Genomic DNA, 17,710 nt, shown 5'->3' with positions numbered 1-17,710 from the left:
CACACGGCGCTCGTCCGGAACGCTGCTTCCAGAGCGCCGTCGGCGTCTCTCACGCACGTCCCTCCGCGTCATGCACGACGTGAAGCGCCGCCGCATGCTGTAGGTCGTGGCAACGCTGCTGCATCAACTCGACCACCCCGCTGCGTCGCGCTACTTCCGGCCCACCTTCAGCCGATCCTGCACACCGCTCACGCCGCTGACGTCACGCACGACGCGGATCGCCGCCGCATGCTGCGGCTCGTCCGGCACGCTGCCCGTCAACTCGGCCACGCGGCCGTGGACCTGGACATCGATGTCGTCGGACGCGAGGCCGCGCTCGGCCACGAGCGCCGCGCGGATACGCGATGCGAGCGTCGCATCGCGCAGCTGGCCGCCCACCGCCGATGCTTCGCTCGCGAGCTTGTGCCCCACGCTTTCGTCGGCCGCTGCCGCGCGCGGCGTCGCGACGCACGCGCAGGACAGCAGCCACGCGCCGATGATCTGCGCGGCCGGCCGCATCCGCATCCGCATCCGCATCCGCATGCGATGCGCCGGTCGGCCGCCGGTGCCGTCGCGTTGCGTGTAGTTCGATCGCTTCATCGTCCGCTCCTCGGGATAGGCGCATGCCACCGCAATTCAGTGCTGTCCCCGGCCGGCCGCCGCTCCGTCGCCTTCGGACGACACGTCGACGATCACGCTCGCGAGCGTCGGCATATCGACCGGCTTGGGCAGATACGCGTCGAAGCCGGCCGCCATCACGCGCTTGCGGTCTTCCGCGCCGGTATGCGCGGTCACGGCCACCACGGGCATGCGTGCGTCGTCGCCCGGCAGATGACGGATGTGATCGAGCAGCCAGAAGCCGTCGCCGTCGGGCATGGCGAGATCGGACAGCACGACGCCAGGCCGCTGGCGCGACAGCGCGTTCAGCGCGTCGCGCCCAGAATGCGCCAGTGCGACCTGCGCGCCGAACGTTTCGAGCGCGGCCGCGAGACTCGCGCGCGACGTGGCGTCGTCGTCGACGACCAGCACGCGGTAGCCGTCGAGCGCGACCGCCTTCAACGCCGTGGCCGGGCGCGCCGGATCAGCGGCCGGATCGTCGGCGTCCCAGTCCACCGGCAACGTCACCGTCACGGTCGTGCCGAGGCCGGCGCCAGGGCTGCTCGCCGCCACGTCGCCGCCGTGCAGCCGCACGATATTGCGCACGATCGACAGGCCGAGCCCCAACCCGCGTTTCGGCGAGGCCGCAGCGCCTTCCGGCCGGTTGAACGTATCGAACAGATGCGGCAAACGCTCGGCGGAAATGCCGTGGCCCGTATCGGTGACCGCCATGCGCACGCGCGCGCCGGCGCGGGCCAGCGACACGGTGATGCGACCGCCCGACGGTGTGAACTTGATCGCGTTCGACAGCAAGTTGGACAGCACCTGGCGCAAGCGCTCCCCGTCCGCGGAAATGACGCAGTTCGTCAATGCGCAGTCGGTCGACAGCGCGATGCCGTTCGCGTCCGCGCTCCCGCCGAGTTCGCGCACCGCGTCGCGCACGATGCGCACCAGATCGACCGGCGCGCGCTCGAGCCGCGTACGCCCGGTCGCGAGCGACGATGCGTCGAGCAGGTCGCCGACCATCCGCGACAACGACCGCGCGCTGCGATCGATCGCATCGATCGCCTGCTGCGCGAATGCCTGACCGTCGACGCTGCGCAACACCTCGACCCAGCCGTAGATCACGTTCAGCGGCGTGCGTAGTTCGTGCGATACGGTGGACAGCAATTCGTCCTTCAGCCGGTTCGACTGGTCCGCCTGCACGCGTGCGCCGCGCAACGCCCGCAGGTGGCCGCGCTCGTCGCGCCGCCGTTGGTCGGCCTCGCGCAGCGTGATCGACAGGCCCGTGCAGTGGCCGCCGGCATCGACGATCGGTGCGGCCGCGAAGCTCGCGCGGAAACGGCCGCCGTCGCCGCGCACGCACAGCACGTCGAACGGGCCGACGGCCGCGCGCGGGTGCTCGAACGACGCCGGAAGCGGCTGCAGCCGGAGCCAGCGCGGTGCGATCAACGTCGTGACGTCGCGACCGATTGCCGCCGTCGCATCGACGCCGAAGATCCGACGCGCGGCCCGGTTCCAGCTGACGATCCGCCGTCCCGCGTCGACGCCGACGATGGCGTCGGGCGACGCGTCGACCACGCTGTGCAACAACGCCAAGTCGTCGGAAGGCGCATGCTCGAGCGGCGCGGCTGCGGGCTCGCGACGCGTCGGGCTGGGCGCTTCGTCGTCGCTGTCGGCGCCGCGCAAGCGGTCGTTCGCAAACAGCGGCTTGACGGCCACGACCAGTGCGCACTCGACGAAACTGATCGCGACGAACGCGACGGCCTGGGCCAGCAATTCGGAAGGCGCCGCCGGGCGCCACCACAGCGCGCCGATCACGGCGAGACTGACGGCGGTCGCAGCGAGCCCGCCGGCCAGCGAAGTCAGCCAGGCGGCGGCCGCGACGCCGGCATAGAACGGCAGCGGTGCGAAGGGCTCATGCACGCCGACGACGCGAATCGCCCACGCCTGCAGCGCGGACGCCACCCCGACAGCAAGCAGCACCCACGCGCCCTGCCGAAAGAGCTCACGGGTTAAGGTCCTCATCTTTACCTTGCATCGCGCCGGCGACCGTCATTTCGCGGCTGCCGCCCCGGCGGAGGACTAGCCGCAAAGCATGCCGGGCGAGCCTCGACGGCGCAGCAACCAGCGTACCTGCGCGGGATCTCGGGCGTAGGCCGCGGACCGCCCCGCATGTCGCAGCGGCGCATGTCGGATGGCCCGCCGCGGTGCGCGCAGGCATTCCCGGCCCTACAAATGTCTGACGAATTTGCATTCGTCGGCTGTAAAAAAGCAACGATCCCGATCGACGTAATGCGATCGGATATTTCTAGAGGCCACACGCCGCGCATTGAAATTTTCTATATCGCGGCACTGCGACGGCCATTCCGTTGTCGATGTAGATATTGCAACCGACGGAATGCGCGACGCCGATTTTCAAAACGGCGCGCGCTCTGACAGTCATGGTTGAATTCAATGTCCATCCAAAGCAACGCGGCGATGCATCGCGGCTGTCCGGCCGCTCGACTGCCGTACGCGTATTGCAGGACCGCATCGAGCGGATCGCCCCGACCGGCGCCAGCGTGATGATCGCGGGCGAAAGCGGGGTCGGCAAGGATATCGTCGCGCGGTGTCTGCACGCACTCAGCGCGCACCGGGACGGACCGTTCGTGCCGGTCAACTGCGGCGCCATTCCGGCCGACATCGCCGACGCGCAGTTGTTCGGCCACGAGAAAGGGAGTTTCACCGGCGCGGTCGCGCGGCGCGAGGGCTTCTTCGAAGCGGCGTGCGGCGGCACGTTGCTGCTCGACGAAATTGCGGAAATGCCTGCGGCGCTGCAGGTGAAGCTGCTGCGCGCGCTCGAGTCGAACACGATCATGCGGGTCGGCGGCAGCGAGCCGATCGCACTGAACGTGCGCGTGCTGTCGTCGACGCGTCACAATCCGGCGGAAGCCGTGCGCACCGGCCGCTTGCGCGAGGATCTGTTCTACCGCCTCGCCGCCTTCGCGCTGTATGTGCCGCCGCTGCGGCAGCGCAGCGGCGACGCCGAGGCGATCGCGCATGAATTCGTCGCGGCGCTGAACGCGCGCAACCGCGCGCACAAGCAGCTGACCGATGCGGCGATCGCGGCGCTGCGCGCGTATTCGTGGCCCGGCAACGTGCGCGAACTGCACAACATGATCGAGCGCGCGTACATCCTCGCGGACGACGGGATCGATCTCGCGCTGCCGAAGCTGGCGATGCCGCCCGAGCACACGTCGAACGACCGCATCGCGCTGCCGATCGGTGCGACGCTGCACCATGCGCAGCAGCGCTTCATCGCCGCAACGCTGCATCACTTCGACGGCAACAAGCCGCGCGCCGCGAAGGCGCTCGGCATCAGTCTGAAAACGCTCTACAACCGGCTGGCGCTGATGCGCGACGACGGCCACGCGTGAGCGCGGCCGCGCGCGGCGGGCCGCACCGCGTACCGGAGGAAGGTCAGGCGACCTTGAACTGCCCGACCGTCGCCGCGAGCGCATGCGCCTGCGTCTGCAGCGCCGCCGCCGCGGCCGTCGACTGTTCGACGAGCGCCGCATTCTGCTGCACCATCTCGTCGAGCTGCGTCACTGCGCGGTTGACTTCCTGGATGCCGCGGGTCTGCTCGTTCGCCGCGTGCGTGATCTCGGAGATGATCGTCGTCACGTTGGCGACGTTCGTGACGATCTCCTGCATCGTCTCGCCGGCCTGGCGCACCTGACCCGACCCGGCCTCGACGCTCGCGACGGTCGATTCGACCAGCACCTTCACCTCGCGCGCGGCCTGCGCGCTGCGCTGCGCGAGGCTGCGCACCTCCTGCGCGACGACCGCGAAGCCGCGGCCCTGCTCGCCTGCCCGCGCGGCCTCGACGGCCGCGTTCAGCGCAAGGATGTTGGTCTGGAACGCGATGCCGTCGATCACGCCGATGATGTCGCCGATCCGGCCCGACGCCTCCTCGATCTTCTCCATCGTCGAGACCACGTCCGACACCACCACGCCGCCGTGCGACGCGATCTTCGACGCGGCCTCAGCGCGCTGGTCGGCCTGGCCCGCCGCCGCGGCCGACTGGCCGACCGTCGCGGTGATTTCCTCCATCGACGCGGCCGTCTCCTCGAGGCTCGCGGCCGCCGCCTCGGTGCGCGACGACAGGTCCTGGTTGCCGGCCGCGATCTCGTTGGCGGCCGTGCGCACCGATTCGCTCGCGTCGCGGATCTGCTGCATGACCTCCTGCAGCTTGTCGACGAAGCTGTTGAACGAGCGCGCGATGTCCGTGACCTCGTCGCCGCCGTCCGCCGGCAGGCGCTGCGTCAGGTCGCCCGAGCCCGAACCGATCGCCGCCATCGCCTGGCGGACCAGCGACAGGCGGCGGAATGCCGTCGCGGTGATCGCGCCGACGATCAGCGACGCGATGACGATGTCCGCGACCAGCGTGACCAGCGACGCGGTCAGCAGCGAACGCATCCCCGCGGTGGCCTCGGACTTGTCGAGCGCGACGAGCGCGTACCAGTCGGTGCCCGGCACCGGCAGCGCGCGGACCAGCTTCGCGTCGTCGCCGACATGCACTTCGACCGGCGCGGTGGCGGTCGCGATCGACGCGGCGCTCATGCCGCCGAGTTCGGACGACACGTCGGCGACCGGCTTGAGCGTCAGCTTCGAGTCCGGATGGGCGACCACGTGACCGTTGCTGTCGATCAGCATCCCGAAGCTGGCCGGCGTCGGATGGATCGACTTGACGTTCGCGATCACGGCGTTCATCGCGACGTCAGCGGCGACCACGCCCTTGACCGCGCCGTCGCGCATGATCGGCACCGCGAACGTGACGACCAGGTTGCCGGTGCCCGCGTCGACGTACGGCGGCGTGACGACCGGCTTGCCGGCCTGCGCGGCCTGCTTGTACCACGGGCGGCCGGTCGGATCGTAGTCGGCCGGGATGCCGGTCGGGTCGGAGAACTTGAACGTCTTGTCGGCGTAACCCGCGTAGACGTTGGTGAACCCACCCGCCGCGGCCATCTGCTTGTAAACCGGCAGCGGATCGGGCGACAGCGCCGCATCCTGCAGCGACGCGATCATCCGGCTTTTCGTCGCGACCCAGTCGCCGATCCCGACCACGTGGCCGCTCGCGACGGACGTGAGGTTCCGGTCGATCGCATCGTCGTTGTACGACCGGGCAATGAAATAGTTGATCAGCGTGCTGGCGACGAGTGCAAATACGACGATGGCGACGCACGCGGCGATGATGCGGGCGCGAATGGACGAAAACATGGCAACGACTCTGTGAGGAAGCGCGAACGCGCAGTGGACCAGTTCACCTGGTATACGGCAATTGCGCGGTTTACTTGAGGTTGTCGTGATGATTCGCAAACGTGTGGCGAATCGCGCGAGCGCTCGCCCATGCGCGAGCGGGCCGCCGGCATCCGGCGGCGCATCGGCGTCACGGATGCCGGCTGCTGCTCCTGTCCGACTCGTTGCGTCGCGTGCCGGACGACGCGTCGCGCTCGAGTTCGTCCTGCCTGCGCATGCGTTCGCGCAGATGGCGGATCGCGAACACGTGGATGTAATCGTGCACGCGCGCATCGGAGGACAGCGCGCGCACTTCGTCGTCGAGCATCGTGCGCAGCTGGTCGGCGTCGATCGCGCGCTGCGCGGCGGCGGCCTTCAGCGAATCAAGCAAATTGTCGGGTGACATCGACGGCTCCTGGCGGGTCGAGGAACGAAGATCAAGGGCACTACCTGAAGATTAACGACTGGACGCGCGCCCGGCGTGCGATGCACCGATGCGGGTTTGCGCGCGATCAACGGCACCTTGCGTGCCGCCGCGTCGACCGTTCGAAGGATCGATACGCGCGCAGATTCGCGGCTCAACTGGCCGCGAGCAACCGGAAGCATGACCACGTCCCCCCGAGGACGAGATATCGTGCGATCGCGCCGACGACGAACCGTCGCGATGACAGCGATACATAGAGCAAGTTAGACGGGCCGAAATGCCGCGTCAAGCAACGCGTGCAGACCGCCATTCGTCAGTTCGAAGGGGCAAGACAGGCCGCACGACGAGGCCGCACGACGCGTGCCCGTCACGGCCGCGGGATGCAGGTTCGAGCGGTATCGCGGCCGTGCATCGGCCGCACTTGTCAGTGGATTCCGATAGCCGGCGCGCATCGGCCTACAGCGACTTCAGCACGCACCGATTGGCAACGTCGTGCAGGCGGAAGATACTGACGTCATGAACCAAGCGTTCATACCGTTCATCGCGCAGCCGGCCGTCGAGCGGGCACGCGGGTCAGGCGGAGGAGACCACCCATGACATATCGCACGATCCGGGCCCGCGACGCACTGCGGCGCCCGCGCGCGCTGCCCGGCCCCGCGGGGTCGGCCGGGAATCGTCCGTACGAGGATCTCGATGCGCTGCTCGCGCTCGCCCGTGAAGCGGGCTTGCTCGTCACGCTCGATGCGCAGATCGGCCGCGAAAAGTACCAGAGCATTGCCGGTTCGGTGCGCGCGTTGCAGCGCTTTGCGGCGGCGCTGTGCGTGCGGACCGCCGCGCCCGCGCCGATCGTCACGATGCCGCGCCGCAAGCCGCGCCCCGGCTGGCCGCATCTGCGCGATCGCCGGCCGGGCTCGCGTGCGCACCTGCATGCGATGCATCGGTGCATGCGTGCATGCCGGCGTACGCGCCGCGCGCGCGATCAGCGAACGCTACGTGCCGCATGAGCGACTGAGCGCCGACGTCGGCGGCGTCGCATGACCGAGCCGCGGCCGCAGATGCATCGCTCCACGTCGCACCATCATCCGCCGTTGCACACCGCGACATCGAACCAGACCATACCTGCGAGAAAAGCCGTTGGCACGCGGCCAGGAAAGCGGACGGGGTGAACTCCACCCCGTCCGTTATCCAAGGCAGCCGCAGGCTGCCTACCCTCGTGCCAGAGAGTCCCTGACGGGATCGCGCGCTACGCGCTGCATGGCCGCACCCCGGAAAGCGGACGAATCGAACCGGCCCCAGATGCTCGCCGGATCGTGCGCGCCGCATCCGACGCGTCGAATCGCGGCGTGACGAGCGCACGACACGACGCACGCCGCGTGCGCAACTATTCCGAATATCTTACAGAAAGCACGCGTCGTTTCTACCGCAGGTCGACGAAAGCATCGCCCTTGCACGCGGCGCGGCCAATCCTTTACGCCGCGCCTCGCACGAGCAGCACCGGCACCTGCGCGAGATGGGCGACGCGGCGCGCGACGCTGCCGATCAGCAGCGCCGCCAGCCCGCGCCGGCCATGCGTGCCGACCACCAGCAGCTCCGCATCCCAGCGCACGGCCTCGCGCATCAGCGCGTGCGCGACGTCATCGCTCGTTGCGTGCGTTTCGATGATGCCGCGCTTGGTCGGATTCGCGCATCCGTCGAACAGCGCCGCCACCCGCGCGAGCGCGCCCTCGCCTTCGGCGCGGTACGCGTCCTCGAGCGCGCGCACCGGCACGATGTCCGTCAGACGAATCGCGCGATCGACGACGTACACCGCGTAGAGCAGCGTCGTCGGCGTCGCGAGCGCCATGCCGGCCCGCAATGCGTGCAGCGACGGCTCGCTGCCGTCGACCGCGAACATCATCCGCTGCGGCGGGCCGTCCATCGGCCGCTCGTAGCTCGCCGGCACGATCAACAGCGCGCAACGCGCGCGCCGCGTCAGCGTGTCCGACACCGCGCCCTCGACGAGCCGCAGCAGGCCGTGATGCGCGCTCGCGCCGACCACGAGCGCATCGGCCTGCCATGCCGACGTGTCGCTCGCGAGCGCATCGGCCACCGTACCGCCGGTGACCGACGTATCGACGATCGCCTGCTCGACGGCCACGCCGCTGTCTTCGAACAACGCGGCAATGCGCGCGAGCGTCGCCTGCGCTTCACGCGTCATCTCTTCGCGCGCGGACGTGAGCAACGCGTCGACGCGCGGGATGTCGGGCAGCAGCAGGCGGGGATTGTCGATCACGCTGACGACGCGCAACTGCATGCCGGGACGCAGCAGCGTGCGCGTGTAGCGGGCGGCCGACAGCGCCTCGGGCGTCGGATCGACGGCCAATGCGATTCTGGCGAGCGTCGGAATGGATGGGGTGGATGGCATGGCGGCGGTCTCCTCGCGGGCACGTCGTCGGGAGCGACGACGGATGCTTCGCGCGGCGGCGGTGCACGTCGGCCGGACGGCCGGCGCGGTCGCACGAATCGACGGCTGCGCACGCGAAGCGCGGACAAGCGATGCCGACAGCATAGAACGCCCGGCCCGCGCACGCATGATCGTGATCAATGCGGCCGCGGGCCGTCGCCGGTGCGCACCGGTCCGCTTACGGCTTCGTCGGCGCGGATGCGCTCGCGCGGTTCGCGTAGAACATCGCATACGCGATGCCGAGCGGCACGCCCCTCACCGGGCCGATCGCGAGCGCGGCCGGAATCCGCACTATCGGCGCGCAGCGCCCGTCACTTCACTTGCACGCCAGCACGACCACGCCGCCGATACCGCCGGCATTCGGCACCGAGCCCGCGTAGCCGACGGCGACCAGCGGCTGCGTCGCATCGTGGCCGACGACGACCGACTGAATCGACAGCTGCCCCGTTTTCGACGTCCCGTTCAACGGTGCTTGTGCGTACGTCAGCGTGTACGCGGTGTTTGCGACGTTGAGCGACAGGCGCAGGTTGTCGAGCGTGCGTGCGCCGAGATCCAGCGTAGCCGTAGTCGCGCCGAGCGTGCCGGACGCGCCGCCGTTGTCGCTCGCGACCGTATCCGCGAGCAGTTGCGTGCAGGCGAGCGTACCGCTCGTCGCCGTCAACGCCAGCGGCGTACCGACGGCGTAATGAACGCCTTGCGTGCTGGTATAGGTGTTGCCGTCGGTGTCCATCGCCTGGTTCCACCGGCCGATCGCAACGTCGGTGCCGCTGCTCTGGATCTCGGTCACGGCGCCGTGATCGAGACCGAGACAGTCGGTCGCCGCAGCGGACGACGCGAGCGTGGTGAACGCGCCGCTTGCCTGCTGAACCAGACTCGACGCCGGCGCATTCGGCGCGGTGAAGTTGCGGTTGTTCGCATATGCGGGCGGCAGCGTGGGCACGGTCACGACGGCGAACTGCCCGTTATTCGCCGCGATTTGCGACGCGGAACCCGTGTACGTAAACTTGCCGGCCGGCCGACACGCCGCCTGGGCAGCTGGTGGCACAGGTTGCGGCGCTACGGGCGCCGGAGACGACGCCGCACCGGCAACGCCGGCGCTCATCGGATTCACGCCGTCGCCGCCACACGCAGACAGTGCCGCCGAGACGAGTGCAGTTGCCAACAGGGCCGGCAAACGAATGGATGTTTTCATGGTATTGGCCTCATGTATTCCCGTAGTTGTCGGGACTTTTTTGGTAAAGATGGGTTGCGGACTGCCGCATTGATCGACTGGTATTTGTGCTTCGTTTAGTCCGCTGAAACGTCGCACCACCGCCGTATCGTTACGCGGTCGAAACCGGTCCGGGTGGCGGCCTTCGGTGATCGCATTATCGATTTCGTATCGCGTGCCGCCGATAAACCGACCGCGCGTGATCGCTGCGTAGCGAACGAGCCGGTGTAGCGATCATCAACGGTGCCGGGAGGTTCGCATCGATCGCACCGGCTGCGTAGCGGTACATCGGGCTACGGCGGGCGGCCGATCGGTCACCGTGTGCTCCAGGCGCGGCTACACGGTGCGGTGGACGAGCGAGTGCTCGAATCGCAAGTCGCCGAAATAGTGGCGATCTGTCAATGCGCGCCCGGCCGATGCGCTGTTGCGACGCCAGGCGGGATTCCCGTATCTGGGCGCGTGCCGATTTGAATCGATCATTCTGGAATTGTCTCGGGATTACGCAGATTCGGGAGTTCGCCATCGTGTTTCGTTGATGGTTTTTCCGCGTGCGTCGCAATGTTTCATCGGCCCAGCGCATCCGCAATTGATATGGTGTTATTCACGGTGCGTGAGCGTAACAGAAAGCAGGCAAACCACAGTGTCAGAGATGATCAAACAGCTTCGGCGATCAACGTTTGTCGCTGCGACTTGCCGGGAAATACTTCTGATAAGAAATAATCGACGTTCTTGCTTGCCGGGTAAAACGCAATCCGAATATGAAGAATCGCGCCCGAAGTCACCGACATACGTGCGACGAAAGACGAAGCGAGCGCCGCCGCCTCACTTCGACAACGTCGCCCGCACCGTGTATTCGCCGGCGAGCGCGGCGCCATGGTGGTCCGGCTGCACGAAATACCGCGACGCATCCGCATCCGCCGGTAGCGGTTCGACCGGATAGCCGTGCTTTTCCCACGCGTCGAGGCCGCCCTTCAGCGCCTTGACGTGATGGGCCATCTTCTTGCGCTGCAGCTGCGCGACGATGCGCTTCGCGGTCGCTTCGTTCGGGCACACGCAATAGACGACGATCGGCCGCTTCAGCGCGTCGGGATCGATCAGCTCCGGCGAATCGAGATCGAGCGGCACCGCGCCGGCGATCCGGAACGGCTCGCGTTCGCGCACCGCGCGCGGCCGCGCATCGAAGATCAGCGGCGGCTCGTCGGACGTCATCATCTCGGCGAGCTGCGGCGGCGAGATGCGCACCTGCGCGAGCCAGCGCCGGAACTGCACGCGGCGCACCCAGCGGTACAGCACGAACGTGATGAAGATCGCGAGGAACGCGTCGAGGATCGTCCCGCCGCTCGCGCGCACCCACAGCACGGCCTGGACGATCTGGTCATGAACCGCCGAGCCGCCGACGAGCCAGAACGCCGCCCACAGCGCGGCGCCGGCGAAGTCCCACAGCAGGAACACGCCGACGCCGATCGCCGTCGTGCCGAGCAGCGGCGCGGACACGAGGCCGAGCCCCGGCAGGAATTTCGCGAGCACGAGGAGCGGCGCGCCGTGGCGTTCGAACAGGTTGCGCGCGAAGCGCAGCGTCGTGTCGAGCGACAGCGAGAAGCGCACGAGGCCGTTGAGCAGGCGCCGGCCGCGCGTGCGGCCCATGAAGAACCACAGCGAGTCGGCGAGCATCGTCGCGCCGACGGCCGCCGCGAACATGGCCGCATAGGACGCCTGCCCCATCGCCGCCATCGTGCCGCCCAGGATCAGCATCGGCACGGCCGGCACGGGCACGCCGAGCTGCGTGATGAGCACGCTCGCGAACACGGCCCACGGGCCGAGCGACGAGGGAATCGCGACGGGAAAGTGCCACACGGCGGCGCTCCTGGATGACATGCGGACCGTGCGACGGGGCGGCCGTCGATACGGCAGGCAGCGATCGCCGCGGCACGTCCGCGGCCGATCCTGCACCACCGAGCATTCTAAACGGGTTTGCCGAGCGCCGCCGGGAACGTACCGGGCGCCGTCAGGCGTCGCGGCGCTGCGCGAGCGCCGCGACGTGTTCCGCGTACTGCGGGAACGCGGCGGCCAGCGCGGTCGCGTCCGCCAGCTCGAACTCGGAGAACTCGAACCCCGGCGCGACCGTGCAGCCGACCAGCGCGACGTGCTCCGGCGCGGCGCACCGCGCACCGAACCAGCGCCCGGCCGGCACGACGGCCTGGAACACGGTGCCCGGATGCGTGAGCGGGTTGCCGAGCCGGTGTATCGTCAGCCCGTCGTGCTCGTCAAGCACCCACACCTCGAGCGGGTCGCCTGCGTAGAAATGCCAGACCTCGTCCGAACGGATCCGGTGCCACGATGAATACGCACCATCGCACAGCAGGTAGTAGATCGCCGTCGACGCCGCGCGCGGCGCGCCGTCGGGGGCACGCGTGACCGCATCGGCGGCGCGGTAGGTTTCGCGGAAATAGCCGCCCTCGGGATGCGGTTGCAGATTGAACTGGCGAATCAAGTCGGCGGCGCTGATCGGCATGGTGGATGAAGTCGATGAAGGATGGAATCGGGCTGGCAACGCAGGATGGCAATGGGCCACCGCCGCGCCACCTGCCGCCGCCATGCAAACGGCGACGCGAGCGCGCGGGACGCCGCCTGCCGACGAAGCCCGGGCGAACCCGTGCCGATCCTGCCAGAAATTCCCGCGGACACGCAACCGCTGCGCCAACGCCGCTGATCGGCAACGAGCGCAGGCGGCCCGCGGACGAGCATGCCGTCGGTCCGCCGCCCACCGCAGCGCCTCACGGGGCCGCTCGTGCAACGCAGCACACGCTCGCCCGCCCTCCACGAGCGACCCTGCGCGGCCCGCATCGCCGCGTCAGGCGCCCGGAGCGGCGCTCTGCTGCCGCACCAGCAGCACCGGCCGGTCCGCCGCGCGCAGCAGCGACTCCGCGACGCTGCCGACCAGCAGCCGGCGCAAGCCGTGCCGCCCGCTCGTGCCCATCACGATCAGGTCCGCGTCGGCCTCGGCCGCCGTGCGCATCAGCACGGCCGCGACGTCCTCGCCATACGCGGTCAGCGCGCGCACCGTGCCCGGCACGCGATGCTGCGCGAGTACCGCTTTCGCGTCGTCGAGCACCTGCGTCGCCGCGTCGGCCGCCGCCGCATCGCCGTCGTGTTCGGCCGCGAAGCCCGCGTCGACGTCGACGAGTTGCGGCCGATGTTCGACGACGTACGCACACGTCACGTTGCCGCCCGATGCCGCCGCGATCCTGATCGCCTCATCCAGCGCCAGACGCGCACTTGGGCTGTCGTCGAGCGCCACGAAAATTCGCTTGTACATGGTTTTTTCCTCCGAGCAGGCACGCGCGTAGCGCGCCCGTCATCGCGGGCCGGCCCGATGCCGGCTCGCCTGCCGAACAGTCTGCCGTGTGGGCCCGAGCCTCCGCTTGACCCGCGTCAAACGCCGCCGCGACGCCCGTCGCGACGCCTCGCGTCGGTTTTTTGGCTGGCCCCTATTACAAAATACGTGCAAAACGCGCACAATTTCACCTTCAAAATAGACGCCGTCCGCGGCCGGTGCGAGTTTTTTCCGGATTTGCCGCATTGCCCCGTGCCACGGGCAACCCCGACATCTGAATGGCTATCGAATGACCGCCAGCGGAACCCCGACGCGCGACGCCCGAGGCCCGACGCGTTCGCCAAGCTTTTTACGCCAGCCGTTCGCGGCCGGCATCGTCGCGCTCTGCGCCGGCGCAACGCTCTCGCTGGGCGTCGCGCTGATGGTGCGCGAGCAGTGGCAAGACACCGTCCATGCCCGTTTCCAGCGCCGCATCACGCACGTGACGGCGATGCTGCACCACGAGCTGCAGGGTAGCGTCGCCGTGCTCGAAGGCGCGCGCGGCACGCTCGGCCTCGCGCCGCAGATGACGCCCGTGCAGTGGCGCCAGTATGTCGACGCGCTCGATCTCGACAGCGGCCGCTCGCCGGTCCGGCTGATCGGCTACGCGCCGCTGTCGCCGGCAGCACTCGGCGCCCTCGCCGGCCATGCGCCGATGCCGGACGGTCCGCTCGCGGTCGCCGCGCTCAGCGCCCCGGCGTCCAACGCGCCCGACGTGCATTTCGGCTCGTTCGATCAGGCGCCGCTCGCCCGCGCGCTGCGCAACGGCGACGTCGCGCTCGGCATTCATCCCGCCGACAGCGATACGTCCCGCGATGCGCGCACCCTCACCTTGTTTCTGCGCGCCGCGGCCGCGTCCCGGACGGCCGCCACGCCAGCCGACGCCGACGGCGTGCTGTTCGCCGAACTGAACCCGAATCGGCTGGTCGAGCGCGCGCTCGACGCGGAGCGCGGGCTCGATCTGCGCATCAGCGCGGGCGACAATCCGCATCCGATCGCGAGCGCGGAAACGACGACCGACGAGGCCATGGCGTCCCCCGACCTGATGCAGCGCACCGACCAGCTGAATTTCGGCGGCACGCTGCTCACGCTTGCGTATTCGGCGGACGGGCGGCCGAGCGCCACCGGCGCGCAGCGCGCGGCGGGCACGGTGCTCGCCGCCGGCCTGCTCGCGTCGGTCGTGTTCGCGGCGCTCGTGCACGCGCTGGTGCGCGGCCGGCCGGGGTCGTCCGCGGCGGAGCTCGGCGCCCGCAGCAGCGGCATCCTGAACGAAGCGCGGATGATGGGCATCATCCGCTCGTCGATGGAGGCGATCATCACGATCGACGAGAAGCAGACGATCGTGATCTTCAACCCGATGGCCGAACAGGTGTTCGGCGTGTCCGCGATGGAGGCGATCGGCGCGCCGCTGTCGCGCTTCATCCCGGAGCGGTTCCGCGCGGCGCACGCGAAGCATGTCGACCAGTTCGGCGTGACGGGCGTGTCCGAGCGGCAGATGGGACGCCAGCGCGTGCTGTTCGGGCTGCGCGGCGACGGCGAGGAATTCCCGATCGAGGCGTCGATCTCGCAGATCCGCGATGCGTCCGGCAAGCTCTACACGGTGATGTTGCGCGACATCACCCAGCGCGTGCGCGCCGAGAACGCGCTGAAGCAATCGCGCGAGGAGCTGCGCGAGCTGTCGGCGAACCTGCAGAACGTCCGCGAGGAAGAGAAGACGCGCATCGCGCGCGAGCTGCACGACGATCTCGGCCAGCAGCTCACCGCGCTGAAGATGGACCTGTCGGTCGTCGAGCACACGCTGCGCGCGCCCGACAGCGGACGGGCCGGCGAAGACGTGCTCCCCCACCTGCAGGGCATGCGGCGGCTGATCGACGCGACGGTCGCGTCGGTGCGGCGCATCGCGGCCGACCTGCGGCCGGTGATGCTCGACGATCTCGGCCTCGTGCCGGCGATCGAATGGCTCGCGAACGATTTCACGAACCGCTACGGGATCGACGTCGAGCGGCACATCGAGCCCGGCGGCCTCGCGTTCACCAATGCCGGCGCGACCACGCTGTTCCGCATCGTCCAGGAAGCGCTGACCAACGTCGCCCGCCACGCGGACGCGACCCGGGTCACGCTGACGCTCGGCGTCGAAAGCGGCTTCTGCGTGCTGCGCATCGCCGACAACGGCCGCGGCGCGGCGCCCGGCGGACCGACGCACGAAGAAGACAAGTCGTTCGGCCTGATCGGCATCCGCGAGCGCGCACACATGCTCGGCGGCACCGTGACGATCGACACCGCGGTCTCGCGCGGCTTCTCGATCAGCGTCGCCTTGCCGCTGACCACGATTCAACAGGAAACCTCAATCACATGATCACGGTGCTCATCGCCGACGACCATACGCTCGTGCGCGACGGGTTGCGGCACATTCTGCAGAACGCCAGCGGCTTCGAGGTCGCCGGCGAGGCCTGGGACGGCCCGACGACGATCGCGCTCGTACGCTCGACCCCCGCGCAGGTGCTGGTGCTCGACCTGTCGATGCCCGGCCGCAACGGCGTCGAACTCATCAAGCAGATCAAGGACGAGAAGCCGGCGCTACGCGTGCTGGTGCTGACGATGCATGCGGAGCAGCAATATGCAGTGCGCGCGTTCCGCGCGGGCGCATCAGGCTATCTGACGAAGGAAAGCGCGAGCGCCGAGCTGGTCGGCGCGGTGACGAAGGTCGCGTCGGGCGGCGTCTACGTGAGCCTCGCGATGGCCGAGCAGTTCGCGCAGAGCCTGAACGAGCCGGCGGAAACGCTGCCGCACCAGCGGCTGTCGGACCGCGAGTTCGACGTATTCCGGCGCATCGCCGCCGGGCAGACGCTGACCGAGATCGCACAGGCGCTGTGCGTGAGCGCGAAGACGGTCAGCACGTACAAGACGCGGATTCTCGAAAAGATGCAGATGCCGCATGAAGCCGCGCTGGTGCGCTATGCGATGCGGCACAAGCTGCTCGACGAGACGGACGACGTCTAGAGCGCGCTTTCAGCGCGCCGGCACCGGGCAGGCGAGATCGCCCTCTTCGCACGACAGGTAGCCCTGCAGACTCTCGGTGCGCGCTTTCGTCAGATCGTCGAGGCACATCGACACCACCATCGGGTACACACTGCCGCCTTCGGCGTTCGCACTCGAGAAGCTGCACTCGGCGTCGCGGTAGGCGATCCACGCGCGTTGCGCGCTCACGAGCTTGTCGGCGAGCGGCCGGGCATCGCGCAGGCGCGCCGTGACGGCCTGGTACGTGCGGTTCAGTTCCGCGTCGGATTTCTTGTACGCGCGATCGGCACACGCCGTCATCGCGGCCTGATCCGCCGCATCGGCGCAGTTCGTCTGGGCATGGGCAAGGTTCGCCGTCAGCGCGAGCGCGCACAGCAGACCGGTCGGGACACGCATGGATGCTCCTGTTTGTTTTCGTTGAAGTCGTGGAACGTGGTGCCGGGCGTGTTGCTGGTGCCCGCCGCGCCTCGGCGCGCGGCGTCGCGAATCGGCCGGCGACAAGCGCGTTGCGCCGCCGACCGCCGCGTCGATACCGACCGCGATGCTAGCGCACGCGCGACCGGTTGTCAGCGCACGCCGCGGCCGCGCAAATGAAAAAAACCGCACTCAGGGCGAGTGCGGGTTTGTCGATGCAGCCGGCGCGGCGGCCGGCGGCCGCGTGGCGACGAACGGCTCAGTGGCCGAAGTAGACCGACGAGCGATCGGTCGCGACCGGCACGACTGCGCGACGGCCGGACTGCGACGTCGCGACCGAATTCGCGCCGTAACCGCTGACGTCAGCCTGTGCGCCGGTGTCGCGAGCAGCGGCGATCTTCGCCTGCGCGGCCTGGATGTTCTCCGGATAGTTGATCCAGTCGTTCGGGTTGTAGCCGGCCTTCTCGAGTTCGACCAGTTCGGCGCGCACTTGCGCGCGCGTCAGCGGCTGCTGGTTCGACTGTGCGAACGAAACGGCCGGGGCGGCCACGATGACGGCCAGTGCAACTGCCTTGATCAGCGAATTCATGATTTGGAACCTCCGAGATTGTTTTCAAACGCATCGGACTCATGGTTCGGTGCGGATGAGTGGAAGTCTAGGAGCCCCCGCAATCAGGGTAAATACTTAAATCGCAAATTCACTGTTGACGGCATCTGTACAATCTCGGGCGTTTCAGCGGAATCTTCAGATGATTACCCACACATTCGCGCGCAATCGCGGTCGGTAAGCGCGTTCGTCAGACCTCGTGCGCGTTGCTGCCGACATGGCGCCGTGCTCGGTTGCGACGGGCGCTTCGTCATCGCGCTGGCGCACGGACCGGAAGCGATCGAACAGGACTGCTGCTGCGCGGGATCACGCAGCGTCGTCTGCATCCGCATATATCGAAACGAAGCGGCACCTCGTCGCGCGCG

At 68.8% G+C, this 17,710-nt stretch carries 15 protein-coding genes; 4 read left to right on the top strand and 11 right to left on the bottom strand.

The features are described from left to right. Nucleotides 1-150: 150 nt before the first annotated feature. Complete coding sequence (locus tag WJ35_RS24555; protein WP_014724908.1) at nucleotides 151-579, bottom strand: BON domain-containing protein; 429 nt, start codon at nucleotides 577-579, stop codon at nucleotides 151-153. A gap of 36 nt (nucleotides 580-615) precedes the next feature. Next, nucleotides 616-2,604: a hybrid sensor histidine kinase/response regulator gene (locus tag WJ35_RS24550; RefSeq protein ID WP_069240205.1), complete on the bottom strand. Its 1,989-nt coding sequence runs from the start codon at nucleotides 2,602-2,604 to the stop codon at nucleotides 616-618. A 416-nt stretch (nucleotides 2,605-3,020) separates the two neighbouring features. On the opposite strand from WJ35_RS24550, the gene WJ35_RS24545 reads away from it, so the two are divergent. Continuing rightward, nucleotides 3,021-3,995, top strand: coding sequence for a sigma-54 interaction domain-containing protein (locus tag WJ35_RS24545; RefSeq protein ID WP_059990799.1), 975 nt, complete (start codon nucleotides 3,021-3,023; stop codon nucleotides 3,993-3,995). 43 nt (nucleotides 3,996-4,038) lie between these two features. Here the strand turns inward: WJ35_RS24545 and WJ35_RS24540 are convergent, their stop codons facing one another. Then, on the bottom strand, nucleotides 4,039-5,838 hold the full coding sequence (locus WJ35_RS24540; protein WP_069240204.1) for a methyl-accepting chemotaxis protein: 1,800 nt from the start codon (nucleotides 5,836-5,838) through the stop codon (nucleotides 4,039-4,041). Between the two features lie 169 nt (nucleotides 5,839-6,007). Then, nucleotides 6,008-6,262, bottom strand: coding sequence for a DUF3562 domain-containing protein (locus WJ35_RS24535; protein WP_011882189.1), 255 nt, complete (start codon nucleotides 6,260-6,262; stop codon nucleotides 6,008-6,010). A gap of 611 nt (nucleotides 6,263-6,873) precedes the next feature. On the opposite strand from WJ35_RS24535, the gene WJ35_RS24530 reads away from it, so the two are divergent. After that, on the top strand, nucleotides 6,874-7,284 hold the full coding sequence (locus tag WJ35_RS24530) for a hypothetical protein (RefSeq protein WP_011882187.1): 411 nt from the start codon (nucleotides 6,874-6,876) through the stop codon (nucleotides 7,282-7,284). Nucleotides 7,285-7,748: 464 nt separating this feature from the next. On the opposite strand, the gene WJ35_RS24525 is transcribed toward WJ35_RS24530, so the two are convergent. From WJ35_RS24525 to WJ35_RS24505, 5 genes are all read right to left on the bottom strand, one after another. Continuing rightward, a complete protein-coding gene (locus WJ35_RS24525; RefSeq protein WP_069240203.1) occupies nucleotides 7,749-8,684 on the bottom strand; it encodes a universal stress protein in 936 nt (311 codons plus the stop codon). Nucleotides 8,685-9,039: 355 nt separating this feature from the next. Continuing rightward, nucleotides 9,040-9,915, bottom strand: coding sequence for a hypothetical protein (locus WJ35_RS24520; RefSeq protein WP_011882185.1), 876 nt, complete (start codon nucleotides 9,913-9,915; stop codon nucleotides 9,040-9,042). Between the two features lie 840 nt (nucleotides 9,916-10,755). Beyond that, the gene (locus WJ35_RS24515; protein ID WP_069240202.1) at nucleotides 10,756-11,787 is read right to left on the bottom strand and encodes a VTT domain-containing protein; all 1,032 of its coding nucleotides are present in this window, start codon (nucleotides 11,785-11,787) and stop codon (nucleotides 10,756-10,758) included. Between the two features lie 151 nt (nucleotides 11,788-11,938). Further along, a complete protein-coding gene (locus WJ35_RS24510; protein WP_014724916.1) occupies nucleotides 11,939-12,445 on the bottom strand; it encodes a cupin domain-containing protein in 507 nt (168 codons plus the stop codon). 339 nt (nucleotides 12,446-12,784) lie between these two features. Beyond that, nucleotides 12,785-13,249, bottom strand: coding sequence for a universal stress protein (locus WJ35_RS24505; RefSeq protein WP_069240201.1), 465 nt, complete (start codon nucleotides 13,247-13,249; stop codon nucleotides 12,785-12,787). Between the two features lie 307 nt (nucleotides 13,250-13,556). Here WJ35_RS24505 and WJ35_RS24500 point away from each other — a divergent pair, with 307 nt between their 5' ends. Then, nucleotides 13,557-15,662 (top strand): PAS domain-containing sensor histidine kinase, encoded by a 2,106-nt coding sequence (locus WJ35_RS24500; RefSeq protein WP_069240200.1) that lies wholly within the window; start codon nucleotides 13,557-13,559, stop codon nucleotides 15,660-15,662. Continuing rightward, entirely contained in the window at nucleotides 15,659-16,306 is a 648-nt protein-coding gene (locus tag WJ35_RS24495) for a response regulator transcription factor (protein ID WP_010089481.1), read from the top strand. The genes WJ35_RS24500 and WJ35_RS24495 overlap by 4 nt, the downstream gene beginning before the upstream one ends. 9 nt (nucleotides 16,307-16,315) lie before the next feature. On the opposite strand, the gene WJ35_RS24490 is transcribed toward WJ35_RS24495, so the two are convergent. Both WJ35_RS24490 and WJ35_RS24485 read right to left on the bottom strand, forming a co-directional pair. After that, nucleotides 16,316-16,720: a lysozyme inhibitor LprI family protein gene (locus WJ35_RS24490; RefSeq protein ID WP_069240199.1), complete on the bottom strand. Its 405-nt coding sequence runs from the start codon at nucleotides 16,718-16,720 to the stop codon at nucleotides 16,316-16,318. Nucleotides 16,721-16,997: 277 nt separating this feature from the next. Further along, nucleotides 16,998-17,327 (bottom strand): DUF4148 domain-containing protein, encoded by a 330-nt coding sequence (locus WJ35_RS24485; protein ID WP_069240198.1) that lies wholly within the window; start codon nucleotides 17,325-17,327, stop codon nucleotides 16,998-17,000. Between the last annotated feature and the right edge of the window lie 383 nt (nucleotides 17,328-17,710).

Origin of the sequence: Burkholderia ubonensis (assembly GCF_001718695.1) — a bacterium.
GTDB classification, from domain to species: Bacteria; Pseudomonadota; Gammaproteobacteria; order Burkholderiales; family Burkholderiaceae; genus Burkholderia; species Burkholderia ubonensis_B.
The sequence above is the reverse complement of the archived record's forward strand: the minus strand, read 5'-3'. Positions and strand labels throughout refer to the sequence as shown.

What these genes read in the sequence shown, in the direction of transcription:
- WJ35_RS24555 (WP_014724908.1), bottom strand. Translation starts at nt 579, where the DNA reads ATGAAGCGATCGAACTACACGCAACGCGACGGCACCGGCGGCCGACCG.
- WJ35_RS24550 (WP_069240205.1), bottom strand. Translation starts at nt 2,604, where the DNA reads ATGAGGACCTTAACCCGTGAGCTCTTTCGGCAGGGCGCGTGGGTGCTG.
- WJ35_RS24545 (WP_059990799.1), top strand. Translation starts at nt 3,021, where the DNA reads ATGGTTGAATTCAATGTCCATCCAAAGCAACGCGGCGATGCATCGCGG.
- WJ35_RS24540 (WP_069240204.1), bottom strand. Translation starts at nt 5,838, where the DNA reads ATGTTTTCGTCCATTCGCGCCCGCATCATCGCCGCGTGCGTCGCCATC.
- WJ35_RS24535 (WP_011882189.1), bottom strand. Translation starts at nt 6,262, where the DNA reads ATGTCACCCGACAATTTGCTTGATTCGCTGAAGGCCGCCGCCGCGCAG.
- WJ35_RS24530 (WP_011882187.1), top strand. Translation starts at nt 6,874, where the DNA reads ATGACATATCGCACGATCCGGGCCCGCGACGCACTGCGGCGCCCGCGC.
- WJ35_RS24525 (WP_069240203.1), bottom strand. Translation starts at nt 8,684, where the DNA reads ATGCCATCCACCCCATCCATTCCGACGCTCGCCAGAATCGCATTGGCC.
- WJ35_RS24520 (WP_011882185.1), bottom strand. Translation starts at nt 9,915, where the DNA reads ATGAAAACATCCATTCGTTTGCCGGCCCTGTTGGCAACTGCACTCGTC.
- WJ35_RS24510 (WP_014724916.1), bottom strand. Translation starts at nt 12,445, where the DNA reads ATGCCGATCAGCGCCGCCGACTTGATTCGCCAGTTCAATCTGCAACCG.
- WJ35_RS24505 (WP_069240201.1), bottom strand. Translation starts at nt 13,249, where the DNA reads ATGTACAAGCGAATTTTCGTGGCGCTCGACGACAGCCCAAGTGCGCGT.
- WJ35_RS24500 (WP_069240200.1), top strand. Translation starts at nt 13,557, where the DNA reads ATGACCGCCAGCGGAACCCCGACGCGCGACGCCCGAGGCCCGACGCGT.
- WJ35_RS24495 (WP_010089481.1), top strand. Translation starts at nt 15,659, where the DNA reads ATGATCACGGTGCTCATCGCCGACGACCATACGCTCGTGCGCGACGGG.
- WJ35_RS24490 (WP_069240199.1), bottom strand. Translation starts at nt 16,720, where the DNA reads ATGCGTGTCCCGACCGGTCTGCTGTGCGCGCTCGCGCTGACGGCGAAC.
- WJ35_RS24485 (WP_069240198.1), bottom strand. Translation starts at nt 17,327, where the DNA reads ATGAATTCGCTGATCAAGGCAGTTGCACTGGCCGTCATCGTGGCCGCC.